The sequence below is a fragment of the Priestia sp. ABM2_011 genome (assembly GCF_056158845.1).
Map to the genome: position 1 here is coordinate 26,438 of NZ_JBSWUB010000002.1, position 26,712 is coordinate 53,149.

Consider the following 26,712-nt stretch of genomic DNA (forward strand, 5'->3'; position numbering starts at 1 on the left):
AGCGACAATAACCCTATTAGCACACAGTTATTGTTGCTACAATTAATAATTTTGACTACTGCTTAGAGAATTCACTTTTCATCAAATTTTTTCCACCTTTGATAAAGAGAAGGACGGATATCTTTAACATGAGATAAAAATTCTTTTGATAATTTTAGTTCCTTCAAATCGGTTAGCAATTTAATAGGAATAGGTCGGTTAGAAGTAAAAGCTCTTTTAAGATCAATCATTTTAAAATTCCCCTGTTCATTTATTAAAATATGTCGTAATTCGGTATCTTGTCTACGAAAATTTAATTTTTTTAATTCATCAAAGAAATCTATCAACTGTACAACCAATGACTTTTCTATATCTCCGTTTTTTTTAAGCTGTTTTGCCAAAGAAATCCCTTCAATATACTCCATGACTATGTAATTTGGTCCATAACCGTAGAGTTGAGGAATAATAGAAGAGGGCTGTCCCACTTGTATCGCTTCCAACTCTTTTTCATATACCTCCTCTTTGAAAAATACTTTTATACATCGATCAGAAGACAATCGATAAATAACACCATCTTTTCCTTGGCCAACTACCTCATACCTTTTAAAGCTCGTAAGTACATTCTCGTTTTTTTCCACCAACCTCTCAGAAGAGTGTACAAATACTTTGTCACTCAAAAAATCAAGTTGTTTAACGCTGCTAGACGAAATAAATTGATCATTATTATTACTAAGCATTTGATACTTTTTCTTATCCTGCCATTTAAAGAAAGTTGTTTTCGGCAACCTATCCCATCCATTATGATTATGTTGGTAATGAAAATATGATTTCCCCATTCTGTTCCTCCTTCCCCATTTATTATTCTATTCCTTTATAAATAAATTGCTTGTATGCTTATCTATCTACATACAATTTCATAAAAAATTTTTGTTAAAATCCAAGACAAGCACCCTCTCCTGTTACTAATGGTTACATATTATAGTAATGAAAGAGGTGATATTGGTATGAAATACAAAGAAGATTGGACTTTAGAAGAAAAAGCTCACAAAAATCCGTGCAAAAAGTGTGAAAAGCATGAGAAGCATGATTCTTGTAAAGATATTTGTAAAAAAATGAGAGTTATTAATTTATGGAAATTTAATTCTAAATAATAATTTTAGCTAAAAAAGAAATAAGACCTATTGGCTTTTATCAACAGGTCTTATTTCTTTTTTATTGGGAACCTTTCATTACTACTAAAATTACATAACAAAGGATACAACAAATATCTCTTCTATGTTAACTAGTAGAGCTCTAATTTTTAATTCTCCGCCAATGACGGTTTCTAATATATGGATAACCTCATATATTGTTTATAGTACAAGTATAGAAGAAAAAGTTACAGGAGGCACAGATATGAGCGATTGTATATTAGTGATCGGGGCTCATCCTGATGATGAACTATTGGGAACTGCAGGAACCTTAAAAAAATTTGTAAATGAAGGTTATAAAGTAATTTCGGTAATTACTGCTTTAGGGCGAAAGGAAGAAGCCCATCACATTCAAAAATTTGGTCGACTTGCCAATCAAGAAATTGGCATTGAAGAAGTAATATTTCTTGAGCATGTCAATCTGGAACTAGAAATGATTCCTCTTCACGAGTTAACTAAAGAGATTGAACAACTTATCAAACGATACAAACCCGTCAAGATTTTTACACATCACTATGGAGATTTAAATAAAGACCATCAGATTACTTTTCAAGCAGTGTTAACTGCAGCTAGGCCAATTCCTTATATGCCCCCCATAGAATTAATTACATTTGAAACCGTTTCATCGAGTGAATGGGGTGCTTTTGGTTGCGAAAAAACATTTAAACCGAATTACTTTGTAGATGTTACGGACACTATGGAAAATAAACTTAATGCCCTTAAACATTATGATCTCGAAATGAGAGCGTTCCCTCATCCCCGTTCTTACGAAGGCATTGAGTACTTAGGAAGGGTAAGAGGCATGAGTGTTGGCGTACCTTATGCTGAAGCTTTTGAAATTATAAGGAGGGTTTGGAAATGAACCATGAGATTGCCTTTCCCTACCCCTATCTAATTGAAACATTAGATCAATATTATGGACTTAAGTCACGTTCTCCTAAAAAATCCGTTGCAAAGGAAATCCCTAAGAGGAGAAGCTCATCAAAACAAAGTTCAAAAAAGAAATTTTCTATTTTAATTGCTACCTTTTGGAGCTTTCCTCACGTAGGTGGACTTTCAAATTATATTTCTACTTTAAGTAAAAGTTTAAAAAGCCAGGGACATAGAGTAGACATTATTTCCCCCAATCAATTTTCAACTTCAAAAGTAAAGCAATTTCGAGAATTTGCCACTCCAAACCTAAAACATTTGTTTACCAAACGCTATGGAAATTACAATGAGAGAATTTTAAATCATCAAAGGCTTATATATGTATACGAAAAAATGCTTGAAACAGTGAATTTAGAGAAATACGATATTCTTCATGCACAAGATTTGTTTACAGCAAATATTCTAGGAAGGTTTAATGAATTTTACAATAAACCCTTATTTTTTACACCTCATGGCATGTTTACATCTAATAGACTCAAATTTAACATCATCAAAAAAGGTTCCGTAGAAGAAGCGTATTTTACGGAGCTTGAAAGTAAAGCGATTGAATATGCAAGTCATATTATTGTTTTAAGTGATTCATTTCGTGAACCTTTAATAAAGCTAGGAGCAAAAAATAGAAACATTACTACAGTTATTACGGGAATTGATTATCCAGTGAACCAAAGGGAAAGAAAAGAAAAGAACTCACAAAAGCTAGTTATTACGTGCGTAGCTAGGCTTGGTCCTCGAAAAGGACATAATTATCTGTTTGACGCGCTGGCACGCCTGAAAAAATACACTTCCAATGTGGAGGTATTAATCGTCGGTGATGGACAAATGAGAGAGAAATTAGAAAAACAGAAAAAGGCTCTAGGTTTATCAATGGTAAACTTTTTAGGTTCCAGAGATGATGTACCTTCACTCTTAAATAAAACTGACATTTTTGTACTTCCAACAATTAATGATAGCTTACCCATTTCAATAATTGAAGCTATGCATAACGGCACTGCTGTAATTTCCACAAATTGCGGAGGAATTCCTGAGCTGATAAAGCATAATAAAACCGGTATTATTGTTGAACCTGGAGACCCTGAACAGCTAGCACATGCACTAAAATTTCTTATTACAAATAAAGAAGTGCGAAATAAAATGAGTATGAATGCGAAAATTCATGCTAAAAAACACTTAACTATAGACAGCATGGTAGGGAAAATACAGCATTTGTACACTGATTTTTGGGAGATGAATTAAAGTATGAACCATGAACATTCTGCAGTTATCCTTGACCTAAGTGCTAACGGAGTTGGCATTATTAGAAGTTTAGCAACAAAAGGCATAAAAGTTTATGCTTTTGACACGAAAAAAGCGTATAAAATAGGAAAATCACGCCTTGCTACTTGCGGTATATGTCCTAGTCCTTTAACTGAGGAAAAGAAACTATTAAACTTCTTGATTACCCTGTCTAAAAAAATCGGTTCAAAACCTGTTTTATATACAGGAGCAGATGACTACGTACAATTCATTTCCAAAAACCGAGACGAATTGCTAAATTACTTCTTGTTTTTATTACCTGATGATAATTTAGTTGAGCAAGTGCTTGATAAAAATAAAACTTACGAGCTCGCTGTCAAGCATAATATTCCATGTCCAAAAACATATGTAATAGATAGTAAAGAGGAACTTGAAGAGGCTATCTTAAATGTTGAATTCCCATGTATTTTAAAACCTGTTCTCGGCCACGAGTTCAGAAAGAAAATCAACAAAAAAGCAATTGTATTTGATACTCCAGAGCAGTTAAGGAATGATTATTGTTTTTATAGAGAATGCGGACAATTAGTTATTCAAGAACTAATTCCTGGAGACAATCAATGCTTTTATAAAGTAGCTACTCTCTATACTGAAAATATGGAACTACTTGCATTATTCTCCTTACAAAAAAACCATCAGTTTCCTGCAGAATTTGGAACAGGTGCTCATATTGTCAGCAAAAGAGTTCCTAAACTTATCGATATATGTCTTCCATTTTTTGAAGAAATAAAGCTCAAAGGCATAGGTATGGCTGAATTCAAAAAGGATCCAAGAGATGGAATTTATAAATTCATTGAAATAAACCCTCGCTTTTGGCTTACCCATAGTCTCACAGGCCCCTCAGGTATTGACTTTGCCTACACCTATTATTTATACCTCACTAACCAAAACCCAGAGCCTAGATTGAATCAAATAGACGGTATTAAATGGATTTACCTTATAAGGTATTATCTTACTTTCCTTCAAAAGAAAAAAACTTCCGAAATGACATTCAAAGATTTTTATCTGGGGCTGCAAGGTCAAAAAGAGTTTGCTTTATTTGCATGGAATGATCCAATGCCATTTTTTAGAAGCGCATGGTCTCATTTAGTTAATACGTGGAAACGTAAGCGAAAGGAATGACTACTATTGTATGATCCTAAGGCACTCTATTATCGGATTACAGATTTAAAAATAGCAGAAAAACTTTCTTATTCGATGGGTGAGAAAATTACAATTATCCCTTCAGAAATTAAGTGTTTAAAATCCACAAAACGAAGTAGTATATATAAATTACTGCTTCAAAGAAAAAATGGTTATTATCCAATTATCTTTAAGGTCTACAATTCAACAGCCTATAAAAATGAAGTAGAAATCAATATTTATAAAAAATCTTACCCAATTTTAAAGGAGTTTTTGCCTCGTATTTATCTTGTAGAAACAGTAAAAAATGAAACTTGGATCTTTATGGAATTCGTTAGTCAAATACGTGGACAATTGACCTTCTCTCCGTCTCACTTTCAATATATTATCCCAAGTATAGCTAAACTTCATGCTCAAACTTTTGAAAACAGGTTCAAAAAGAAGGAAAGCGTTTGGAAAAATTGGCTCCCTGTTTATACTTCTACAAAAAAGACTAGGGCCAAATCTATGAATGAAACAGTTGATCTGTTGCACGCATCAATAAAAGATGCTCGGGTTAATCATATTGTAAAACCTTATTATCTATCATTAATTAAGCTATACAATAAAGGACCAGATTTCTTCCCTGAATTAATTAAAAATGGATTAGCTATCACCCATGGGGATATGCATATGCAAAATATATGTAGCAAAAATGTTACTGGTCATACACCATGGCCTATTCAATTCATCGATTGGGAATCAGCAAAATACGCTCCAGTATGGTTTGACATGGTTGTATTAGTAGAACTACTGCTAGGCTTCAGAAAAGATTGGCAAGCCAATGCAGAAACAATACGTACTAAATGTGTACGTCTGTACGTGGAAGAAATGAAAAAATACGGAATTACGTTTAAAACAAACCCTATGACTCTTTATAAAATGGCCTACCTCCAGCGCACCTTAGAAAGAGGTCTTCATACTCAGTTGAGAAGGATTGCTGATAATCGTGAAGGTGAGCTCTTAAGTTATCACCTTGAAAAAATTTCAACATGGGGCAGGGAACTAGGAATATATGAATAAATAGATTTTGGAAAATAGCTTTTAGACTATCGATTTAACAATAGTCTAAAAGCTATTTTTACCTTAATGTACAAGCAATTTCCCTTTTCAAAAATACAATATATAGAAACACCAATTTTAAATAAAGGCAGGGAATTTATTTGACTAAATTTTATTATGATTCTAATGAAGAAAGTAAGCACTGCTTGAAAGCGATGTATGACATGCGTAAAAATAAAGAAGAAAAAGACTATGGCAAAGATAAATGCAAAGACAAACATGAAAAAGACTACGGCAAAGATAAATGCAAAGACAAACACGAAAAAGACTACGGCAAAGATAAATGCAAAGACAAACACGAAAAAGACTACGGCAAAGATAAATGCAAAGACAAACACGAAAAAGACTACGGCAAAGATAAATGCAGAGATAAACATGAAAAAGACTACGGCAAAGATAAATGCAGAGATAAACATGAAAAAGACTACGGCAAAGATAAATACAAAGATAAACATGAAAAAGATCATGGCAGAGATAAATGCAAAGATAAACATGAAAAAGATTATGGCAGAGATAAAGTTGTCTTTTACGAGAAAGACTATGCTAAAAATAAATGTAGATGCAGTAAAAGTTACTACAATTAAGCTATTTGATTCTAACTCTAATTACTTGTAACTAAATAAGTATCAAGAAAGGACTATTGACTCTCGGGTTAATAGCCCTTTTCTTTTTCACAGACAGAATGTCTAAAATATAGCTGCAGTAATCAAGATACTTAAAATTTTCTAGTAATAAAAAAACCACCATGCACAAAGTAAATTGTACATGGTGGTTTTTTATTATTTTAGAAGCAACAGCCTTTATTGGATTTTTTATTTTGACTGTTACAACCAATACAAAATGTTTTCTGTATAAAGACATTTAAAGTTCCAGCCGTAGTAGCAGAAGGATTCGAAACAGTTAATTTTTCAAAGTTTTCAACTTGAAAAGCTCTTGTAGAACCTGCAGGTATAGTCGCTGAGATCGGTAGCCTAGATCCTCTAACAAAAATTGATACCGTAAGACCAGTAGCTACACCAACACCAGTAGCTGCAGCTGATAACTGAAGAAGCGTTTTGTTATGGTTTCTAGTAAAGTCTTCAAAAACAGTTACATCTATAACATTAGCAGGAACTGCAATAGTTAATGGGATATTTCCTGTTAAATTGGTTCCAGAACCCTCAATTGTATGATTTTCAATAAAGAATTTTTCATTCTCTTTTTTCTTATTATATGAACCCTTAGATGGGTAAGCTGCTTCTACATAATATACTTCATCGTTTTTATTATGGTGACGATAGCTTTTTATAATAATCACTCCTTTTTTATTTATATACTATTTTATTCATTTGTTTATAAAATGTTTGTGTGCTTGTCCAATAATAGTCATTTTCATAAAAAAAGTGATTATTAGACTATCTAATTTCAGGTTAACAACACGTTAAAGGAATTATTTGTATGTAGAGATAAGGTAATTAGAGTAGAAATTTCGCAGAGATTGGTTGTTTTATAAGCTAATAGAAACAGTAGTAGTGAAGTTTAAGGCGTAAACAAAGATGTAAAATTCAAGTACAATACAATGCTTTAATTGCAGAATTTCACCCCCTCACCATTTGGTGAATAGAAAATGCATTCATGCATGATTACTTTAACAATTAGAGCATTCACCTTTTGTTCCCTCTCAGGTTTCTTTCTGGAATCAAAAGGTGAATCTCCACACCTATACAAATACATATAATAAACTGTTTACAGAGTTAGTTTACGTTCATTGATCATTTTGTAAACTATATCTTCATTGTTTTCTAAAAGCTCTTTAGTAGTGGCACTATGGTTTTTGGCATGGCGAGAAAAATTCGCTTTGCTATACCATTGGTGACATAGAGGACAAGGTAATTCGTTTTCAACTTCATAATTAATTGACGTCCACCTAGTAGAAAAAAAAGGAGATTTATCTGTATTTTCCTTTGTATACGAAGTGTTTTCACGATGTATACGATTTTGTATTCGCTGTGTAGTTGCAGCAACTTCATTTGTACTGGCGTTGTATAGACCATCTTCTAATTCTTCTTTAATGAGCAAATATCCAGCTTCAGACATAGATAACCCTAACTCTTCACAACGTTGTCGAAATTGCTCATATATACTTTCAGGTAACCGAATGGGCAGAACCTTACTTGGTTCTTTTGCTTTTGATTGCCGAGCGTACTTATCCAATTTCCCCAACCTTATCACCTCATTTATACAATTTGTATATACATTCAATACAATTCTTTATTGTTCCTGCTAACGCCTTAACTACATCCTGTATACGCTATGTAGTTAAAGCGTTTTAGAGTGAAACCTATTTACTTAATAAACTTGGTGGATGAAGAGGTGAAAATTGTATCGATAATGCTCCTAAACAATGAGCCCGGATGATGCTAGTTATCAGTAGGATTCACTCTTAGGTTATAGATTCTATATCACTTATACTATCATTAGGCGCTCATTTACCAAGTAAATGAATACCATAAGTATTGGAAGTTCTATTTGAAGAAACAACTGAAAAACTTACAGTTATTTTAATATTTGTTAACAAACCTATATATAATCATTTCAGATAAAGAAGGCACGTGTGAATGTATATGTTGGACAAAAGTCGCTAGAGTAATATTTTTTCATCTTTTCCTTATAACAGCTATAAAAGGTCAAGTTATAATTAACTACTCTAATGTATAAAGAACCTCAAGGTTACCTTTCTTCTTTTATCCTTCTTGTATGTCTACTCTCCCCTTCACTGATTTAAGGTAGATGAAATTGCAATAAAAGGAGGTATTGACACTTGATACGTAGATACGTTCTCTGTAAAAAGATCTCTTACAAAAAAAAGAAACGAAAAGCTCATTGTTACAGATCACCCCATTCTGTATATGTTTCCAATTCACAATCTATATTGGTATTTTGTTCCATCCATAACCTCTGTAATCAAAAGTACAGAGGGCCTCAGGGACCTCAGGGGCCTCAAGGGCCTCAGGGATCTCAAGGGCCTCAGGGATCTCAAGGGCCTCAGGGACCTCAGGGGCCTCAGGGACCTCAGGGGCCTCAGGGATCTCAAGGGCCTCAGGGATCTCAAGGGCCTCAGGGACCTCAGGGGCCTCAGGGACCTCAGGGGCCTCAGGGGCCTCCACTCTCAGATTTAATTCCCTCCACTAATTTATTATATTTTACTTTTTCAGATGGTCAAAAGCGCCTATATACCAATAATGATGGGATAGCTCAATATGGAACCACTGAAATATTGGCACCTGAAGAAGCTTCTTATATCAATTTATTTATTAATGGTATTCTACAGCCTCATATTAATTATCAAATTCAAAAAGGAAGCTTAACTTTACTCACAGAAGAAGTACCTTCAAAAGGGGTTCCTATTATTATCCAATTTGTGTTAATTAATAAGGAATTATAAAAAAGTTTATAAATTCTAAGATAGTCATAAAAAAAAGAACTGACTTCCCCAGTTGGGAAATCAGCTAAAAAATAGAATACATTAGTTAGTTTACAACAAACTCAACCACAATAGGGGTAGCAGATGCAAGGGTGTCTCCATCAGGAATGGTAATAAAACTATTAGTAACTGTTGAAGTATCACCTGTTTGAATTTGCCCGTTAATATAAAGATTATAATAAGCAGGAGCAGTTGGAAAAACTGTAGCAGCTGTTCCTCCATCAGTAGTAAAAGCTGTAGCAAGAATACTATAGGTAGCGCCAGTACCTGTTCCTGCTCCTGCAGTGCTACTAAACCTTAAAGAATTCATAAAGGGCTTAACGATTGGCATTTATGATCCTCCCTTCTTAATTATTGAATTATTTATCGCTCTTCTTTTTTAAAAATTTTAAAATGCTTCTTTACGAATACACTTTGAAATCATTAAAGGAAATATAAAACAACGCTAATTCTCTATTTATTATTCTTCTACTTTAATTTAGAAACGGCAAAAGACCTAAATGGTAAAAAAGATTCTTCACCATTTAAAAATTTGGACTACCTCTATAGACTATTGACCGTGGCAAATAATAGAAATCTGACTATTAATAGATAGAGGGGATATTAACATTCTTTCTACATCCCATGCTTCGAAAGGAGAATAAGACATATGCCTATTATTAAACCTGTTTTTACAGCCACTAGTACAATTGCTGGAGATATTACAGTAGCAACAGCAACGAGTGTGGCTCCTACCCCAGCAAGATTTACAACATTTGTAACGGCCCCAATGGTTGCAGGAGGAGTCACATCGATACCTGCTGGAAGCTTTATTGATGATGTAGGAGCAACAATCACAGCTTTGCCTGATGTAACAGCTAATTCTTACGCTAATATATATATCAATGGAGTCATGCAACCTACTAATGTCTACACTTTATCTACTACAGCTTTAAATATTGATGATACTGTAACTGTTGGAGCACCTGTAATTGTAGAATTTGTTACTCACTCTGCAACTTCTACCTCAACTCCAACTAGTACGTTATCTGTCACTACCGTAATTAATACGTAATCCTATATAAAATAAAAAACATGACAAACCTTTAATATTGTCATGTTTTTTATTTTATATTGGAGTGTAACATTTGAATTTCCAATATAACTAATTGCTCTTTATATAGACTCGTAAAAAAGATTCTTTTTAAATATGCCTTTCATTGTCCAATCAACTGAAAACCCTATTCTATATACTATAGTGTAAGAAAATAAAGGAGTGATTGATATAAACTTACAAGATATAAAAGGCTCTTATAATTTGGTGGCTGGCTTAGGAAGCTGGTGTGGCCCAGCGCTTTATTCCGAACGTCACGGTTTGAGAAGGCATTCGTTTCCTCTTGATTGGATGCAATCTCCTTTTCTCCCTGACGTAAATATATTATTAAGAAACAAATTTCAAGGTTTTATGGAAGTAGAAAACATAATTGAAAAAGACATACTAGCTAATTATGTAGATGATAATGGATATCCTATTTTTAAATCCGGTACTTCTGAATCAATAAGAGCTCATTATGTTACAGATATTAAATATAACATTGACTCTGTTCACGACTTTCCTATGGTTCCTAACCAAGACTGGTCTGTCCAATACCCACCTTATAAAATAAGATTAGATCATCGTATTCAAACATTTCTTAATCAAATTGCACAAAGTCAACGTACGTTATTTATAAGATATGAATGGATGCCCACAAGCTACGAAGACGTAATTAACTTAAAATCAATTTTAACAGACATGACTAACGGTAACTTTAACCTTCTGTTAGTTGAGACTGTTGACGAAGAATTACCTGGAGTAAAAGACATGAATTTTGGAACACCTGAAGACAAAATTTGTTGGGTTCAAGTTTCGCGAGATAATTGCACCAATACTTCTGTTTGGAATGATTTATTAAGCGGAATAACACTATTAAATTAAACGTTACTCTTTTTTCCTATAATATATAAAAGAAAAGGGACAAGTATACAAGCAAACCTCCTTAATTTTCATATTAATATAATAGAAACATATAAAGGAGGTTACACTTTGAGTTGTTCTAAAAAAAGAAAGTGCTACTGTAGTTGTCTAAATTCCAAACCTTCAAGAAAAAAAGAAAAAAATTGTAAAAAAACAAGATGTGCAGAGAAAAATTATTTTTGTTCCAATAGATATAATAATGCACTTATTGAAACTGATACAAGACAAGAGATCCTCAGTGATCAAGTTTCTGATTCAATCATTCTTGTGAAAAACTCCTGTGATGTTACTATTACTGCAACAGATACACAGACAACCATATTTCTTCAAAGCTTCATACAAATATTAACCATTTTCTTACTTTCAATAGGTCTCGATGCCAATTCAATAAGGCTGTTTTTACAAGAAGTTTCTCAGACCGCAAGGTCACTTCAATTAAATAGACAAAGAGTTATCGTTAAAAACAGTAAAGGTGTCAATGTAACAACATCCAATAACGATACAGCTGTTTTTATACAAAATTTTTTACAAGCGTTGACCTTATTACTAACTCCTTAGAAAACCATTGAACCTTTAATAACCTGTTAATAGAATTGTTGAAAATACTATGCGAACAGAGTTATGACAAGTAGTATCTTCAATATATCCTCATAAATTAACTAACAGTGTACAAGCTATTGAAAATTCTTTGCTACTACAGCCTGTACACTATTTTATTACAGAGAAAGTTATCTAAAGCCACTGCATTTATAGAATGCCTATGTTACAACAAAACGCAAAACACTTTTTATAACCTCTATTTAAACGATTTTCCATAACTATAAAAGAGTTTTTCATTCATCATAAATACATATGTAATACTCATAAAAAAGAAGCGTGTTAACACACATTCCATATCTAGGAACAAATAAGTAACGCTTGAAGGAAGAAATGGAGTAATTCAGTAACTTATAAATTACCTATAGGTAAACGTTTTTTCTATCCGTATTTCCCATTTCTTAATGTAGCAAGTAATTGTTCTAAATTGTATTTTCTCGCAATAGGAAATAAGCTTTTACCTGGTTCTCCTTCATACTTCTGAAAAAGATCCAATATAATAGGTCGGTTTTCTTCATGAAATCTATCTATTTTGTAAAAGCTTTGTTTAATCAGTTTTTCAGTTATTTTTATATGCATCTGTTGATTCTGTTCTCGTATTAAAAATCGTTCTTTAGATTCTTGGGGGACAACATCTAAAAAAATAATAATATCGGCTTTACTAAAACGTACATCATAAGTATCTACATATCCCCATCCCTCAACAATCCAACTCGCTGTATTTAACACCTTTTCCAACTTCTTTTTAAAATATCTCTTTCGTTGCCTAATTTGCGATATTCTTCTCATTTTAGGTTCTCTGAACCACAAATCTAAATGATGGATAGGTATATGCAAATTCTCACCTAACTGTGTAGCTAGTGTAGTTTTACCAGAACAACAATTACCAAATATAACAATTTTACACATAAATATCACCTCAATTCATATATAAAATTAAATCAAGCTATTTATTACCATTTTTATACATTTAATTATGCTCGCTACGTACAAAACATCATAAACCTTAATTGAAAAAGCTATCCAACAAATAACTTGTTGGATAGCTTTTTAGCTGCTACTTATTTCCTTATAACAAATTTAATAGTAACTTGAACCGATACCCCTTCTATACTTACTATCTGTACAACAGCTGAATCATCTCCTGCAAAGTTTACGTTAGGAATGTAAATGAACTCACCTGTCTCCGTGTTAAGTTTAAATTTACCGTTTTTCGTCCCCTTGAAGATTTGATATTTAAGAGGTAGGTTTTTGACTGTACAAGCATCAATTTCACCACATATTTTCTTGTTAATGGTTCCTTTTATGCATTGATCAGATACCTTTATAGGACATTTACCTTTTGATTTATTTTTGCGCGGATCTCGCAACGATTTCTTTTTATTTTTAGATTCACCAGGAACTGGTGTCGGTGCTGGCGATACTCTTCTTTCCACGATGAAAGTAAGTGCTGCTTCACTTGAAGCTCCATCCGAATTAGTGACCCTTATAATCACCCTATCGGTCCCCACAAAATTAACATTAGGAACATAAATGAACTGGCCTGTATTCTGATTAATTCTAAACTGACCATTTTGAGCACCTGTTATGGCTTGATAAATTAGTGGTAAAGAATTGGGATCAATAGCAATGAGCTGACCAGTAGTAAGAGTATTAACAAATAACTTTATTACTTGCCCTACCACATTAGGAGGCTGAGGGTCTCTGCCTACTACAACTGTTACCACTACCAGTAATTCTGTTCCTAGATCATCTCGTACTAATACAGTAAAGGTATCCGTTCCTACAAAATTAGGCGCAGGCTGATAGACAAACCTTCCATTGGAATCAACGGTTACGCTACCACTTAAAGGCGCTGTTGCTAGTGTATAATTTAATGGACGTGCCAGCAAATTTGTTACCTGAATATTACCAACTACTTGAACACCCTGCAAAGTAGCAAAGGTATTATTTCCTGGAGTAATTATATTATTGCTTGCGGTAGAATTAACAGTAACAATTGAAAACGCTTGTTGTCCGTCACTGTTTCTTACAGATACCACAAATTGATCCTGACCAATAAATCCTAAATTTGGTGTATAACTAAACGTTCCATCTGATCGTAGTACAAGTACTCCATTTGTTGGTGGGGTAGCCACAGCAAAGCTAAGAGGTCTTCCAAGTGCATCTGTTGCGATGATTTGGCTTTCAATAATTTGACCAGTTGGTGTAGTTAAAAGCTGATCTTCAACTGTAATTGGATCATTAACTCCCTGAATCAAAACAGTAACACTAGTTGTTGCTGACTGACCAAGATTATTTGTAACAATTACTGTGAAAGAATCTATACCAGTAAATCCGAGGTTTGGCGTGTATATAAATGAACCATCCGGATTAAAATTCACTGTTCCGTTTGCAGGTAAACTCTGAATTTGATAGGTTAATGGATTACCTAGTGCATCAACTGCCGTAACTTGACCGGTAACAGGTTGATTCGTTACTCCTTGAAGCGTAAGAGGGGTAACAACAATGCTATCTTGTTGTTCTTGAACAACTATCCGCACAATACCAATTGCAGAGTCGCCTCTGTCATTTTGAATTAATACAGTAAAACTATCTACTCCAAAAAATGCTGGACTTGGTGTATAGCTAAACGTTCCATCTGCATTTACCACAGCTGTTCCATTGGATGGAGATGCATTTAAAGAAAATCTAATTGGTCTCCCAAGAGTATCAGTAGCCGATATTGTCCCTGAGACAGTTACACCTTGCTGAGTCTGTACTGTGACGTCTTGTGGTGTAATAGTACTTTGAACCGGATCAATTATAATTGAAACTGAAGCAATTGCTTGATCTCCTTGGTCATTTTGAACCAGAACGTCAAATTGATCTGTTCCACTCACACCAATAGTCGGTGTATAAACAAACGTTCCATCTGGATTTAAAATAACCGTTCCATAAGCAGGGAGATTGTTAAGGGTGTAGGTTAGTGGCCTATTTAGCTGATCTCGAACTGAAAGTTCACCATTTACACTCTGCCCTTCTACTGTTCGAACAATGGTATTACTGGCTACAATTTGATTAGCCAATTGTGTAACAGTTATTTGAACCGTAGTAGCTGCATTTAAACCCGTTTCGTTTTGAACAGACACTGTAAAAGAATCCGTTCCGATGAATCCTGGATTTGGTGTATACGTAAAAGTGCCGTCTGGGTTTAGTATTAAAATTCCATTCACTGGTCCGCCAAGTAAGGTATAAGTTAATGCTTCTCCTTGTGGGTCAATAGCTGCAATACTTCCTGTTACAGGCTGCTGTTCGGTTGTTGATAGTGCTTGATTAGCTACAATTGGCGCCTGTTCTATCGGTCCCTGAGTGACAACAGAAATAGTTGCAACAGCTGTATTGCCAAGAACATCGCTTACAAGTACTTGAAATTGATCTGTTCCAAAGAATCCAGGATTTGGCGTATAGATAAATGTCCCATCTGGGTTAACTATGACAGATCCACTATTTGGATTAGACGTAAGCGTATAAAACAATTGGTTTCCACTCAAATTTGTAGCACTTACTTGCCCAGAAACTGGCGTATTGAATAAAGTCGTTATTTCAGTATTTACCACTGAAATTCTGTCTCCTACTACTACTGTCACAACAGCATTAGCAATACTTTGATTTCCAGCTGAATCTATAACAACGATATCAAAGATATCTTCTCCTGTGAATCCAGGATTTGGCGTATAAACTAAAGTTCCATCTTGATTTAATACAACAGTTCCATTTGATGGCGGAATGGCTACAGCATAACTTAATGGAGAGCCTGCTGGATTCACAGTAGCAATAGACCCACTTACAGGTTGATTTGCTAAAGTAGTTAAAGTTAGCCCTTCAGCGCTAATCGGTAAATCTTGAGACTGAACTTCTACAGTAATAGTTCCAAACCCCTGGTTTCCAAGAGGATCTCTGGCAAAAACAGAGAATGAATCTGTTCCTACAAAACTTGGGTTCGGCGTGTACGTAAATGTTCCATCTGAATTAATAATGGCAGTACCATTAAGTGGTGCTAAATTTAGACCATATACTAGTGGATCTCCTTCAGGGTCAAAGGCAGGAACTTGCCCTGTTATAAACTGACCCTGTACAGTTGATAGTGATAAATCTACGACAATCGGTGGTTGGTTCACTCGAATTACACTGACAGTTACAAGAGATTGTGCACTAGCTCCACGACTATCCCTTACCTCCACTGTGAAAGAATCCAAACCAATAAAATTAGGGTTTGGGGTATACAAAAAGGTGCCATCTGGATTTACCACAGCTGTTCCATTAAAAGGGGTACCCGATAAACTAAAAGTGAGTAAATTATCGTCTGGATCTGTGGCAAAAACTTGCCCACTAATTGCTACATTTTCTATAGTCTGAAGGATAACATCACTCGTAATTGGCGAATTGTTCACGTCAATAACTGTAACATTTACAATAGACACTGCTGTAAGACCTGTTGAATCTTCTACGATAACCGTAAATAAATCTGGACCTACATAATTAGAATTAGGTGAATATATAAAACTGCCATCTATATTTACTGTGGTGCTTCCATTCACTGGAGAAGTTCCTAAGCGATAAGTGAGCAGATCTCCATTGGGATCACTTCCTACTACCTGGCCAGTTACAGATTGATTTTCAAGAGCAGTAATCGAATAATTAGGTACAATGGGTGGCTGTTCAACTGGTATAACAATAACAAATACATTCGTAATAATAAACTGTCCAGTTGGATCGGCTATACGTACAGTAAACGTATCATTTCCAGCAAAATTCTCGTTTGGTACATAAGTGAATAACCCTTCTTGATTGATTACTGCTGTTCCATTAGTCGGTAAATCTTGTAAGGTGTACGTCAGGGGATCTCCTTCAGGATCAGTTGCTACGATTTGGCCTGTAACAAGGCTTTCTTCAAAAGTAGTAACCGTAATAACATCTGGACCTACTGGTGGATCATTTACTGGAAGAATCGTAATCGTGATGGTGGAAATGGCTGTTCCTCCTTGGCCGTCGCTTACTACGACACTAAAGCTATCTACCCCGTTGTAATTTTCATTTGGCGTATACGTGTAGGTTCCGTCTGGATTTACTACCACCGTTCCATTCACCGGACCTGTCAGTAACCCGTACGTTAGGGGATTTCCGTCCACATCTGTTGCCACCACTTGGCTATTTAAACTCGTGTCTTCGTCGATCACAAACTCATAGTTCGGCACCACTGGTACATCGTTCACTGGCGTGACCGTCACAAATACATTTGTCACTATAAATGCGCCCGACGGGTCGCTTATTAACACTGTAAATGTATCCGGACCATTATAATTTCCATTTGGCGTATACGTGAACGTACCATCTGGATTTACCGCAGCCACTCCGTTTGTTGGCGGATCTTGTAAGCTGTACGTCAGCACCTCTCCATCTGGATCAAACGCTGTAATTTGACTCGACACTGGCGTATCTTCATTGGTAACCAACGTCACCACCACTGGACCTACTGGTGGATCGTTTACTGGCAGAATCGTAATCGTGATGGTGGAAATGCCCGTTCCTCCTTGGCCGTCGCTTACTACGACACTAAAGCTATCTACCCCGTTGTAATTTTCATTTGGCGTATACGTGTAGGTTCCGTCTGGATTTACTACCGCCGTTCCATTCACCGGACCTGTCAGTAACCCGTACGTTAGGGGATTTCCGTCCACATCTGTTGCCACCACTTGGCTATTTAAACTCGTGTCTTCGTTGATCACAAACTCATAGTTCGGCACCACTGGTACATCGTTCACTGGCGTGACCGTCACAAATACATTTGTCACTATAAATGCGCCCGACGGGTCGCTTATTAACACCGTAAATGTATCCGGACCATTATAATTTTCATTTGGCGTATACGTGAATGTACCATCTGGATTTACCACTGCCACTCCGTTTGTTGGCGGATCTTGTAAGCTGTACGTCAGCACCTCTCCATCTGGATCAAACGCTGTAATTTGACTCGATACTGCCGTATCTTCATTGGTAACCAACGTCACCACCACTGGACCTACTGGTGGATCGTTTACTGGCAGAATCGTAATCGTGATGGTGGAAATGGCTGTTCCTCCTTGGCCATCGCTTACTACGACACTAAAGCTATCTACCCCGTTGTAATTTTCATTTGGCGTATACGTGTAGGTTCCGTCTGGATTTACTACCACCGTTCCATTCACCGGACCTGTCAGTAACCCGTACGTTAGGGGATTTCCGTCTACATCCGTTGCCACCACTTGGCTATTTAAACTCGTGTCTTCATTGATCACAAACTCATAATTCGGCACCACTGGTGCATCGTTCACTGGCGTAACCGTTACTAATACATTTGTCACTATAAATGCGCCCGACGGGTCGCTTATTAACACCGTAAATGTATCGGGACCATTATAATTTCCATTTGGTGTATACGTGAATGTACCATCTGGATTTACCACTGCCACTCCGTTTGTTGGCGGATCTTGTAAGCTGTACGTCAGCACCTCTCCATCTGGATCAAACGCTGTAATTTGACTCGACACTGGCGTATCTTCATTGGTAACCAACGTCACCACCACTGGACCTACTGGTGGATCGTTTACTGGCAGAATCGTAATCGTGATGGTGGAAATGCCCGTTCCTCCTTGGCCGTCGCTTACTACGACACTAAAGCTATCTACCCCGTTGTAATTTTCATTTGGCGTATACGTGTAGGTTCCGTCTGGATTTACTACCGCCGTTCCATTCACCGGACCTGTCAGTAACCCGTACGTTAGGGGATTTCCGTCCACATCTGTTGCCACCACTTGGCTATTTAAACTCGTGTCTTCGTTGATCACAAACTCATAGTTCGGCACCACTGGTACATCGTTCACTGGCGTGACCGTCACAAATACATTTGTCACTATAAATGCGCCCGACGGGTCGCTTATTAACACCGTAAATGTATCCGGACCATTATAATTTTCATTTGGCGTATACGTGAATGTACCATCTGGATTTACCACTGCCACTCCGTTTGTTGGCGGATCTTGTAAGCTGTACGTCAGCACCTCTCCATCTGGATCAAACGCTGTAATTTGACTCGATACTGCCGTATCTTCATTGGTAACCAACGTCACCACCACTGGACCTACTGGTGGATCGTTTACTGGCAGAATCGTAATCGTGATGGTGGAAATGGCCGTTCCTCCTTGGCCGTCGCTTACTATGACACTAAAGCTATCTACCCCGTTGTAATTTTCATTTGGCGTATACGTGTAGGTTCCGTCCGGATTTACTACCACCGTTCCATTCACCGGACCTGTCAGTAACCCGTATGTTAGGGGATTTCCGTCCACATCTGTTGCCACCACTTGGCTATTTAAACTCGTGTCTTCGTTGATCACAAACTCATAGTTCGGCACCACTGGTACATCGTTCACTGGCGTGACCGTCACAAATACATTTGTCACTATAAATGCGCCCGACGGGTCGCTTATTAACACCGTAAATGTATCCGGACCATTATAATTTCCATTTGGTGTATACGTGAACGTACCATCTGGATTTACCGCAGCCACTCCGTTTGTTGGCGGATCTTGTAAGCTGTACGTCAGCACCTCTCCATCTGGATCAAACGCTATAATTTGACTCGATACTGCCGTATCTTCATTGGTAACCAACGTCACCACCACTGGACCTACTGGTGGATCATTTACTGGCAGAATCGTAATCGTGATGGTGGAAATGGCTGTTCCTCCTTGGCCATCGCTTACTACGACACTAAAGCTATCTACCCCGTTGTAATTTTCATTTGGCGTATACGTGTAGGTTCCGTCTGGATTTACTACCACCGTTCCATTCACCGGACCTGTCAGTAACCCGTACGTTAGGGGATTTCCGTCTACATCCGTTGCCACCACTTGGCTATTTAAACTCGTGTCTTCATTGATCACAAACTCATAATTCGGCACCACTGGTGCATCGTTCACTGGCGTAACCGTTACTAATACATTTGTCACTATAAATGCGCCCGACGGGTCGCTTATTAACACCGTAAATGTATCCGGACCATTATAATTTCCATTTGGTGTATACGTGAACGTACCATCTGGATTTACCGCAGCCACTCCGTTTGTTGGCGGATCTTGTAAGCTGTACGTCAGCACCTCTCCATCTGGATCAAACGCTGTAATTTGACTCGACACTGGCGTATCTTCGGTTGTAACCAACGTCACCACCACCGGACCTACTGGTGGATCATTTACTGGCAGAACCGTAATCGTGATGGTGGAGATGGCTGTTCCTCCTTGGCCGTCGCTTACTAGTACGGTAAATTGGTCAGTTCCATTAAAGTTTGCATTCGGTGTATAGGTATACATCCCATCTAACCCTACGTTTACTATTCCGTTCACTGGAGCATTTTGTAACGAATAATCCAGCTGATTACCATCAATATCAGTTGCAATTACCATAGAAGTTACAGGTGTGTCTTCGTTAGTCGTCAACTGATAATTTGGAACAATTGGAGAATCATTTATTGGAATAACTGTAACGATAACTGATGCAGTAGCATTTCCTCCTAAGTTATCAGTTATATATACTACAAAAGCATCTGAACCGTTAAAGTTTGCATTCGGTGTATACGTAAATATTCCTGTATTAGAATCAATTGTTACTACTCCATTAATGGGTGGGTTTTCAATAGTGTAAACAAGTGGATTTCCATTTACATTAGTAGCAATTACTTGATTTGTTACTGGTGTGTCTTCATCAGTAGAGATTTGCAAATCCTGTGAAGTTGTAGTTCCGTTTGTTTCAAGGACCGTTACAAAAATAGTCGATAGTGCAGTGGCTCCTTCTGGGTCTGTTATTAATATGGTGAATTGATCATTACCTATGAAATTGTTATTAGGTGTATAAATGAATGTACCATCTTGATTTATGACGGCTTCACCATTATCTGGATTTTGTTGAAGAGTATAGGTTAGAGTAACGTTGTCAGGGTCTGAAGCAGGTATGCTGCTTGTAACAGGAAGATTAATGGTCGTTGTAACAGCTCTATCTCCTCCTAATGGCGGATCGTTTACAGGCACTATTGTTAAGGTCACAGTAGAAAGGGAAGTTCCTCCTTTACCATCTGATACCAGCACACCAAAAGTATCCATTCCGTTGTAATTTAAATTTGGTGTATAGGTAAATACTCCATTTGCCCCTAATACAACACTTCCATTTGACGGAGGCGGATTCAGCAAAGTAAATGTCAACGGATCCCCATCTGGATCAAAAGCTGGAATTTGATTTGTAAGAGGTGTATCTTCATTAATTGTAAATGCTAAATCAGCGGTGATTGGAGGGTCATTCACTGGAATTACGTTTATTGTAACGGTCGAAACCGCCGTTCCCCCCTGACCATCTGACACCAATACCGTAAATTGATCTGTCCCATTAAAATCTAGGTTTGGCTGGTAGCTAAATGTTCCATCTCCATTCACCACAGCTACTCCGTTTACTGGCGCAACCTGTAGCTGATAACTAAGAGGATTTCCATCCACATCTGTCCCTACCACTACTCCTACCACAGGACTATCTTCCTGCGTGCTGAACGTGTAGTTCGGCACCGTTGGTGCATCATTCACTGGCGTGACTGTTACCGTCACCGTTGAAACTGCCGTGCCGCCTTGACCATCGGACACCAACACTGTAAACTGATCCGTCCCATTAAAGTTCAGGTTCGGCTGGTAGCTAAACGTTCCATCCGTATTCACCACGGCCACTCCGTTGCCCGGTGCCGTTTGTAGGCTAAACGTTAACGGATTTCCATCGGGATCTACCGCCACTACTTGATTGATTAACGTGCTATCTTCCGCAATCGTAAAACTAACATCGGACGTAATTGGGGGATCATTGACAGGGATAACGTTGATGGTCACCGTTGAAACCGCCGTTCCTCCCTGACCGTCTGACACCAATACCGTAAACTGATCCGTCCCATTAAAATTCAAGTTTGGTTGATAACTAAACGTTCCATCTGCATTCACTGCAGCTATTCCATTTGTTGGACCATTTTGCAACTGATAACTAAGAGAATTTCCATCCACGTCCGTTCCTACCACTGCTCCTACCACAGGGCTGTCTTCTTGCGTACTAAACGTGTAATTTGGCACCGTCGGTGCATCATTCACTGGCGTGACTATTACCGTCACCGTTGAAACTGCCGTGCCGCCTTGGCCATCGGACACCAACACTGTAAACTGATCCGTCCCATTAAAGTTCAGGTTCGGCTGATAACTAAACGTTCCATCCGTATTCACCACGGCCACTCCGTTGCCCGGTGCCGTTTGTAAGCTAAACGTTAACGGATTTCCATCGGGATCTACCGCCACTACTTGATTGATTAACGTGTTATCTTCCGCAATCGTAAAGCTAACATTGGACGTAATTGGGGGATCATTAACAGGGATAACATTAACGGTCACCGTTGAAACTGCCGTTCCTCCCTGACCGTCTGACACCAATACCGTAAACTGATCCGTCCCATTAAAATTCAAGTTTGGTTGATAACTAAACGTTCCATTTGCATTCACTGCAGCTATTCCATTTGTTGGACCATTTTGCAGCTGATAACTAAGAGGATTTCCATCCACGTCCGTTCCTACCACTGCTCCTACCACAGGGCTGTCTTCTTGCGTACTGAACGTGTAATTTGGCACCGTCGGTGCATCATTCACTGGCGTGACTATTACCGTCACCGTTGAAACTGCCGTGCCGCCTTGGCCATCGGACACCAACACTGTAAACTGATCCGTCCCATTAAAGTTCAGGTTCGGCTGATAACTAAACGTTCCATCCGTATTCACCACGGCCACTCCGTTGCCCGGTGCCGTTTGTAAGCTAAACGTTAACGGATTTCCATCGGGATCTACCGCCACTACTTGATTGATTAACGTGCTATCTTCCGCAATCGTAAAACTAACATTGGACGTAATTGGGGGATCATTAACAGGGATAACATTAACGGTCACCGTTGAAACTGCCGTTCCTCCCTGACCGTCTGACACCAATACCGTAAACTGATCCGTCCCATTAAAATTCAAGTTTGGTTGATAACTAAACGTTCCATTTGCATTCACTGCAGCTATTCCATTTGTTGGACCATTTTGCAGCTGATAACTAAGAGGATTTCCATCTACGTCCGTTCCTACCACTGCTCCTACCACAGGACTGTCTTCTTGCGTACTAAACGTGTAATTTGGCACCGTCGGTGCATCATTCACTGGCGTGACTATTACCGTCACCGTTGAAACTGCCGTTCCTCCTTGGCCATCGGACACCAACACTGTAAACTGATCCGTCCCATTAAAGTTCAGGTTCGGCTGGTAGCTAAACGTTCCATCCGTATTCACCACGGCCACTCCGTTGCCCGGTGCCGTTTGTAAGCTAAACGTTAACGGATTTCCATCGGGATCTACCGCCACTACTTGATTGATTAACGTGCTATCTTCCGCAATCGTAAAACTAACATTGGACGTAATTGGGGGATCATTGACAGGGATAACATTAACGGTCACCGTTGAAACCGCCGTTCCTCCCTGACCGTCTGACACCAATACCGTAAACTGATCCGTCCCATTAAAATTCAAGTTTGGTTGATAACTAAACGTTCCATCTGCATTCACTGCAGCTATTCCATTTGTTGGACCATTTTGCAGCTGATAACTAAGAGGATTTCCATCCACGTCCGTTCCTACCACTGCTCCTACCACAGGACTGTCTTCTTGCGTACTGAACGTGTAATTTGGCACCGTCGGTGCATCATTCACTGGCGTGACTATTACCGTCACCGTTGAAACTGCCGTTCCTCCTTGGCCATCGGACACCAACACTGTAAACTGATCCGTCCCATTAAAGTTCAGGTTCGGCTGGTAGCTAAACGTTCCGTCCCCATTCACCACAGCTACTCCGTTGCCTGGCGCTGTTTGCAGGCTAAACGTTAACGGGTCTCCGTCAGGATCTACTGCCACTATTCGATTAATTAACGTGCTATCTTCCGCAATCGTAAAACTAACATTGGACGTAATTGGGGGATCGTTTACGGGGATGACATTAATCGTTACTATTGAAACCGCCGTTCCTCCTTGGCCATCTGAGACTAATACTGTAAATTGATCACTTCCATTAAAATTTAGATTTGGCTGATAACTAAATGTGCCATTTGCATTTACTACGGCAATTCCATTTGTTGGCCTATTTTGCAGCTGATAGCTAAGAGAATTCCCATCTACATCGGTCCCTACGACTGCTCCTACCACAGGACTGTCTTCTTGCGTACTAAACGTGTAATTTGGCACCGTCGGTGCATCATTCACTGGCGTGACTATTACCGTCACCGTTGAAACTGCCGTGCCGCCTTGACCATCGGACACCAACACTGTAAACTGATCCGTCCCATTAAAGTTCAGATTCGGTTGATAACTAAACGTTCCGTCCCCATTCACCACAGCTACTCCGTTTCCTGGCGCTGTTCGCAGGCTAAACGTTAACGGGTCTCCGTCAGGATCTACTGCCACTATTCGATTAATTAACGTGCTATCTTCCGCAATCGTAAAACTAACATTGGACGTAATTGGGGGATCGTTTACGGGGATGACATTAATCGTTACTATTGAAACCGCTGTTCCTCCTTGGCCATCTGAGACTAATACTGTAAATTGATCACTTCCATTAAAATTTAGATTTGGCTGATAACTAAATGTGCCATTTGCATTTACTACGGCAATTCCATTTGTTGGCCTATTTTGCAGCTGATAGCTAAGAGAATTCCCATCTACATCGGTCCCTACGACTGCTCCTACCACAGGGCTATCTTCTTGTGTAGTAAACGTGTAGTTTGGCACCGTCGGTGCATCGTTTACAGGCGTTACTGTCACTGTCACTGTCGAAACTGCTGTTCCTCCTTGCCCATCTGACACCAACACCGTAAACTGATCATTTCCGTTGAAATTTAAATTGGGGGTATACGTGTAAGCTCCACTATTAGTTACGACAACTGTGCCGTTTGTTGGGGGAGATTGTAATTGGAAAGTAAGTAAGTCACCATCTACATCTGTAGCTTGTATCTGACCAACTAAAGGGGTATCTTCATTAGTAATAACTGCATAGTTTTGAGTAACGGGATTATCGTTTACAGGCGTATTTATAATGGTTACTACAGAAGTAGCTGTTCCTCCTTGCCCATCGTCTACAATAACTGTAAATTGATCTGTTCCATTAAAATTTAAATTGGGGGTATAGACAAATTGCCCATTAGGATTAACAGTTACTACTCCATTAGCCGGTCTCGTGCCAATACGGTAAGTTAGAGGGTTCCCGTCAATATCATTGCCAATGACTGTTCCAATTGCTACAGTGTCCTCCGGATTTGTAATAGTATAATTAGGAACTGTAGGAGGAGTATTAATAGTTGTTACACTATTGACAGGAGAAGCACCTGATCCGGCTAATATATTTCCTGGTGTACTTTCAAATTGGTAATTAATAAAGACTTGATTACCAAGAGAAGAGATTGCTGTCAGAGGACCAACTACTCTAACCTGATATGTCAATACTCGAGTTTGGTTAATATTTAATGTACCAAGTGACAGGCCATTTCGGATATCTGCATTTGTCTGAGTAACTCCATCCACTTGCAAACTATTAGGAATAAAAGTTGTTGCTGAAGACAATGGATCTGTAGCTATTAGAACATTGGCAGAAGCTGTACCAGTATTACTTACTTGGACTGTATAAGTAATAATATCTCCTGTTCGAGCGGATGTAACATTGGCAGACTTTGATACATTTAAAACAGGTGCATTAATATCTACTTGAAGAGCTAAAGCACTAATAACGTAAGTATCTCCACTCGTCGTTCCACGTACGACGGCACTGGTTTGGTTATTTGATAAACGAGCTGAGACGTCAATATTGGTAATATCCCATCCCTGCCTCGCACCGGATAAGCTACCTCCTGGTGTGCTATTTAAACTGCCAAATTGTCCACTTGTATCTAATACACCACTATCATTATTAATTTGAGAAGCAAAAAAGTTATTTACAGGGTTATTCGGCCCCGAAACTGGTTGTAAAGCTGCAACCGTAGGGCCAAATTGGAGCTGATCACCTACTATAGCTGAATCCCCTTCAATAGCACTTACTAATAATCTACCATTTACTGTTCCTGTAATAGGCGTACCAAACCCAGTTACAGCTGCCGTAGAGCTTCCTGTAGCTGAACTTGTTAATTCTGCTCCAACAAAAATGGACAAGTTACGAGATTTCTGTAAAGGATCAGCATAGACTACGGCCAATGTCCATCCAGCTGCATTGGCATTGTTTTCTGTTGTACTTTGTGTTCCTGGAACTCCTAATACCGAATAAGTACCTGATTGAGAGATTAGGTTCGTAACATTTGCACTACGAACGTAATAAAAGCTTGAAGTTGTTAAGGTAAAACGTGTAGCCGTGTCTGGCTGCACGCTAACTGTTCTGGTAGGAGTAATAAAAGTCACAGCGTTATTTAAAGCTGCGCTAACATCTTCTCCACCATAAAGATAGCTTCCACCCCATATTAATTCTGCATAAAGAATTTGAGTAGTGGTAGATGGGATTCTTAAAACTGCACTAGAAGAGTTTTGTAGATAATTTGCCGTAGTTCCTGTAGGAAACGATCCATCTATGGAGCTTGGATTTACACTGAAAAAAGTTCCTATTGAGCCTGCTGTTCCAGGAGCATTAGCATTGGCTTGTTTATTTAAGCCAAAAGTGTTTCCTGTAAATGTAACAGCCCCATTAGCATTGGTTAAAAACCGATTAACATATGGCATTTACTCACCTCTGATAATAAAATAAATCGTAACAGTATATGTAAAGTACCAATAGAAATGTGTATATAGACCCGTCTTATTTTGGGTACAAAAGATAATAATTTTCAGATTGTTAAATCGTAACAACGCTCGTTCTGACTTAAAATATGTATAAATAATATTATCTGTTTT

At 38.1% G+C, this 26,712-nt stretch carries 16 protein-coding genes; 10 read left to right on the top strand and 6 right to left on the bottom strand.

Going from position 1 to position 26,712, the window contains the following annotated elements; translation table 11 throughout:
- Positions 1–71: 71 nt before the first annotated feature.
- The gene (locus ACXAE4_RS26730) at positions 72–815 is read right to left on the bottom strand and encodes a hypothetical protein (protein WP_154974752.1); all 744 of its coding nucleotides are present in this window, start codon (positions 813–815) and stop codon (positions 72–74) included.
- Between the two features lie 168 nt (positions 816–983).
- Here ACXAE4_RS26730 and ACXAE4_RS26735 point away from each other — a divergent pair, with 168 nt between their 5' ends.
- The 6 genes from ACXAE4_RS26735 (at position 984) to ACXAE4_RS26760 (ending at position 6,196) form a co-directional block, all read left to right on the top strand.
- Positions 984–1,130, top strand: coding sequence for a hypothetical protein (locus ACXAE4_RS26735; RefSeq protein ID WP_165574263.1), 147 nt, complete (start codon positions 984–986; stop codon positions 1,128–1,130).
- Between the two features lie 244 nt (positions 1,131–1,374).
- Positions 1,375–2,031, top strand: a complete 657-nt coding sequence (locus ACXAE4_RS26740; protein ID WP_098112983.1) for a PIG-L deacetylase family protein — start codon at positions 1,375–1,377, stop codon at positions 2,029–2,031.
- Entirely contained in the window at positions 2,028–3,332 is a 1,305-nt protein-coding gene (locus tag ACXAE4_RS26745) for a glycosyltransferase family 4 protein (RefSeq protein ID WP_289579120.1), read from the top strand. Before ACXAE4_RS26740 ends, ACXAE4_RS26745 begins: the two co-directional genes overlap by 4 nt.
- 3 nt (positions 3,333–3,335) lie before the next feature.
- Positions 3,336–4,511 carry a carboxylate--amine ligase gene (locus ACXAE4_RS26750; RefSeq protein ID WP_098112981.1) on the top strand — a complete coding sequence of 392 codons (1,176 nt, stop codon included), beginning with the start codon at positions 3,336–3,338 and terminating at the stop codon, positions 4,509–4,511.
- A 6-nt stretch (positions 4,512–4,517) separates the two neighbouring features.
- Positions 4,518–5,573: a protein kinase family protein gene (locus ACXAE4_RS26755; RefSeq protein WP_475237394.1), complete on the top strand. Its 1,056-nt coding sequence runs from the start codon at positions 4,518–4,520 to the stop codon at positions 5,571–5,573.
- Positions 5,574–5,713: 140 nt separating this feature from the next.
- The gene (locus ACXAE4_RS26760) at positions 5,714–6,196 is read left to right on the top strand and encodes a hypothetical protein (protein WP_289579118.1); all 483 of its coding nucleotides are present in this window, start codon (positions 5,714–5,716) and stop codon (positions 6,194–6,196) included.
- A gap of 200 nt (positions 6,197–6,396) precedes the next feature.
- Here the strand turns inward: ACXAE4_RS26760 and ACXAE4_RS26765 are convergent, their stop codons facing one another.
- Both ACXAE4_RS26765 and ACXAE4_RS26770 read right to left on the bottom strand, forming a co-directional pair.
- A complete protein-coding gene (locus ACXAE4_RS26765) occupies positions 6,397–6,909 on the bottom strand; it encodes an exosporium protein D (protein WP_475237396.1) in 513 nt (170 codons plus the stop codon).
- A 428-nt stretch (positions 6,910–7,337) separates the two neighbouring features.
- Positions 7,338–7,814 (bottom strand): hypothetical protein, encoded by a 477-nt coding sequence (locus ACXAE4_RS26770; RefSeq protein WP_033580848.1) that lies wholly within the window; start codon positions 7,812–7,814, stop codon positions 7,338–7,340.
- Between the two features lie 709 nt (positions 7,815–8,523).
- On the opposite strand from ACXAE4_RS26770, the gene ACXAE4_RS26775 reads away from it, so the two are divergent.
- Entirely contained in the window at positions 8,524–9,036 is a 513-nt protein-coding gene (locus ACXAE4_RS26775; RefSeq protein WP_475237406.1) for a DUF4183 domain-containing protein, read from the top strand.
- Positions 9,037–9,121: 85 nt separating this feature from the next.
- On the opposite strand, the gene ACXAE4_RS26780 is transcribed toward ACXAE4_RS26775, so the two are convergent.
- The gene (locus ACXAE4_RS26780; protein WP_028412741.1) at positions 9,122–9,406 is read right to left on the bottom strand and encodes a DUF4183 domain-containing protein; all 285 of its coding nucleotides are present in this window, start codon (positions 9,404–9,406) and stop codon (positions 9,122–9,124) included.
- 318 nt (positions 9,407–9,724) lie between these two features.
- On the opposite strand from ACXAE4_RS26780, the gene ACXAE4_RS26785 reads away from it, so the two are divergent.
- From ACXAE4_RS26785 to ACXAE4_RS26795, 3 genes are all read left to right on the top strand, one after another.
- Positions 9,725–10,129: a DUF4183 domain-containing protein gene (locus ACXAE4_RS26785; RefSeq protein WP_028412740.1), complete on the top strand. Its 405-nt coding sequence runs from the start codon at positions 9,725–9,727 to the stop codon at positions 10,127–10,129.
- A 201-nt stretch (positions 10,130–10,330) separates the two neighbouring features.
- Positions 10,331–11,032: a DUF1796 family putative cysteine peptidase gene (locus ACXAE4_RS26790; RefSeq protein ID WP_226556541.1), complete on the top strand. Its 702-nt coding sequence runs from the start codon at positions 10,331–10,333 to the stop codon at positions 11,030–11,032.
- 108 nt (positions 11,033–11,140) lie between these two features.
- Positions 11,141–11,629, top strand: a complete 489-nt coding sequence (locus tag ACXAE4_RS26795) for a spore coat protein (protein ID WP_033580849.1) — start codon at positions 11,141–11,143, stop codon at positions 11,627–11,629.
- A gap of 420 nt (positions 11,630–12,049) precedes the next feature.
- Here ACXAE4_RS26795 and ACXAE4_RS26800 read toward each other — a convergent pair whose 3' ends face one another.
- Positions 12,050–12,577, bottom strand: coding sequence for a P-loop NTPase family protein (locus tag ACXAE4_RS26800; protein WP_098112975.1), 528 nt, complete (start codon positions 12,575–12,577; stop codon positions 12,050–12,052).
- 152 nt (positions 12,578–12,729) lie between these two features.
- Positions 12,730–26,541, bottom strand: coding sequence for a tandem-95 repeat protein (locus ACXAE4_RS26805; RefSeq protein WP_475237398.1), 13,812 nt, complete (start codon positions 26,539–26,541; stop codon positions 12,730–12,732).
- Between the last annotated feature and the right edge of the window lie 171 nt (positions 26,542–26,712).

Excerpts from the sequence above, each read along its gene's own strand:
- ACXAE4_RS26800 (WP_098112975.1), bottom strand. The coding sequence starts at position 12,577 with ATGTGTAAAATTGTTATATTTGGTAATTGTTGTTCTGGTAAAACTACA.
- ACXAE4_RS26750 (WP_098112981.1), top strand. The coding sequence starts at position 3,336 with ATGAACCATGAACATTCTGCAGTTATCCTTGACCTAAGTGCTAACGGA.
- ACXAE4_RS26805 (WP_475237398.1), bottom strand. The coding sequence starts at position 26,541 with ATGCCATATGTTAATCGGTTTTTAACCAATGCTAATGGGGCTGTTACA.
- ACXAE4_RS26785 (WP_028412740.1), top strand. The coding sequence starts at position 9,725 with ATGCCTATTATTAAACCTGTTTTTACAGCCACTAGTACAATTGCTGGA.
- ACXAE4_RS26745 (WP_289579120.1), top strand. The coding sequence starts at position 2,028 with ATGAACCATGAGATTGCCTTTCCCTACCCCTATCTAATTGAAACATTA.
- ACXAE4_RS26780 (WP_028412741.1), bottom strand. The coding sequence starts at position 9,406 with ATGCCAATCGTTAAGCCCTTTATGAATTCTTTAAGGTTTAGTAGCACT.
- ACXAE4_RS26730 (WP_154974752.1), bottom strand. The coding sequence starts at position 815 with ATGGGGAAATCATATTTTCATTACCAACATAATCATAATGGATGGGAT.
- ACXAE4_RS26735 (WP_165574263.1), top strand. The coding sequence starts at position 984 with ATGAAATACAAAGAAGATTGGACTTTAGAAGAAAAAGCTCACAAAAAT.
- ACXAE4_RS26740 (WP_098112983.1), top strand. The coding sequence starts at position 1,375 with ATGAGCGATTGTATATTAGTGATCGGGGCTCATCCTGATGATGAACTA.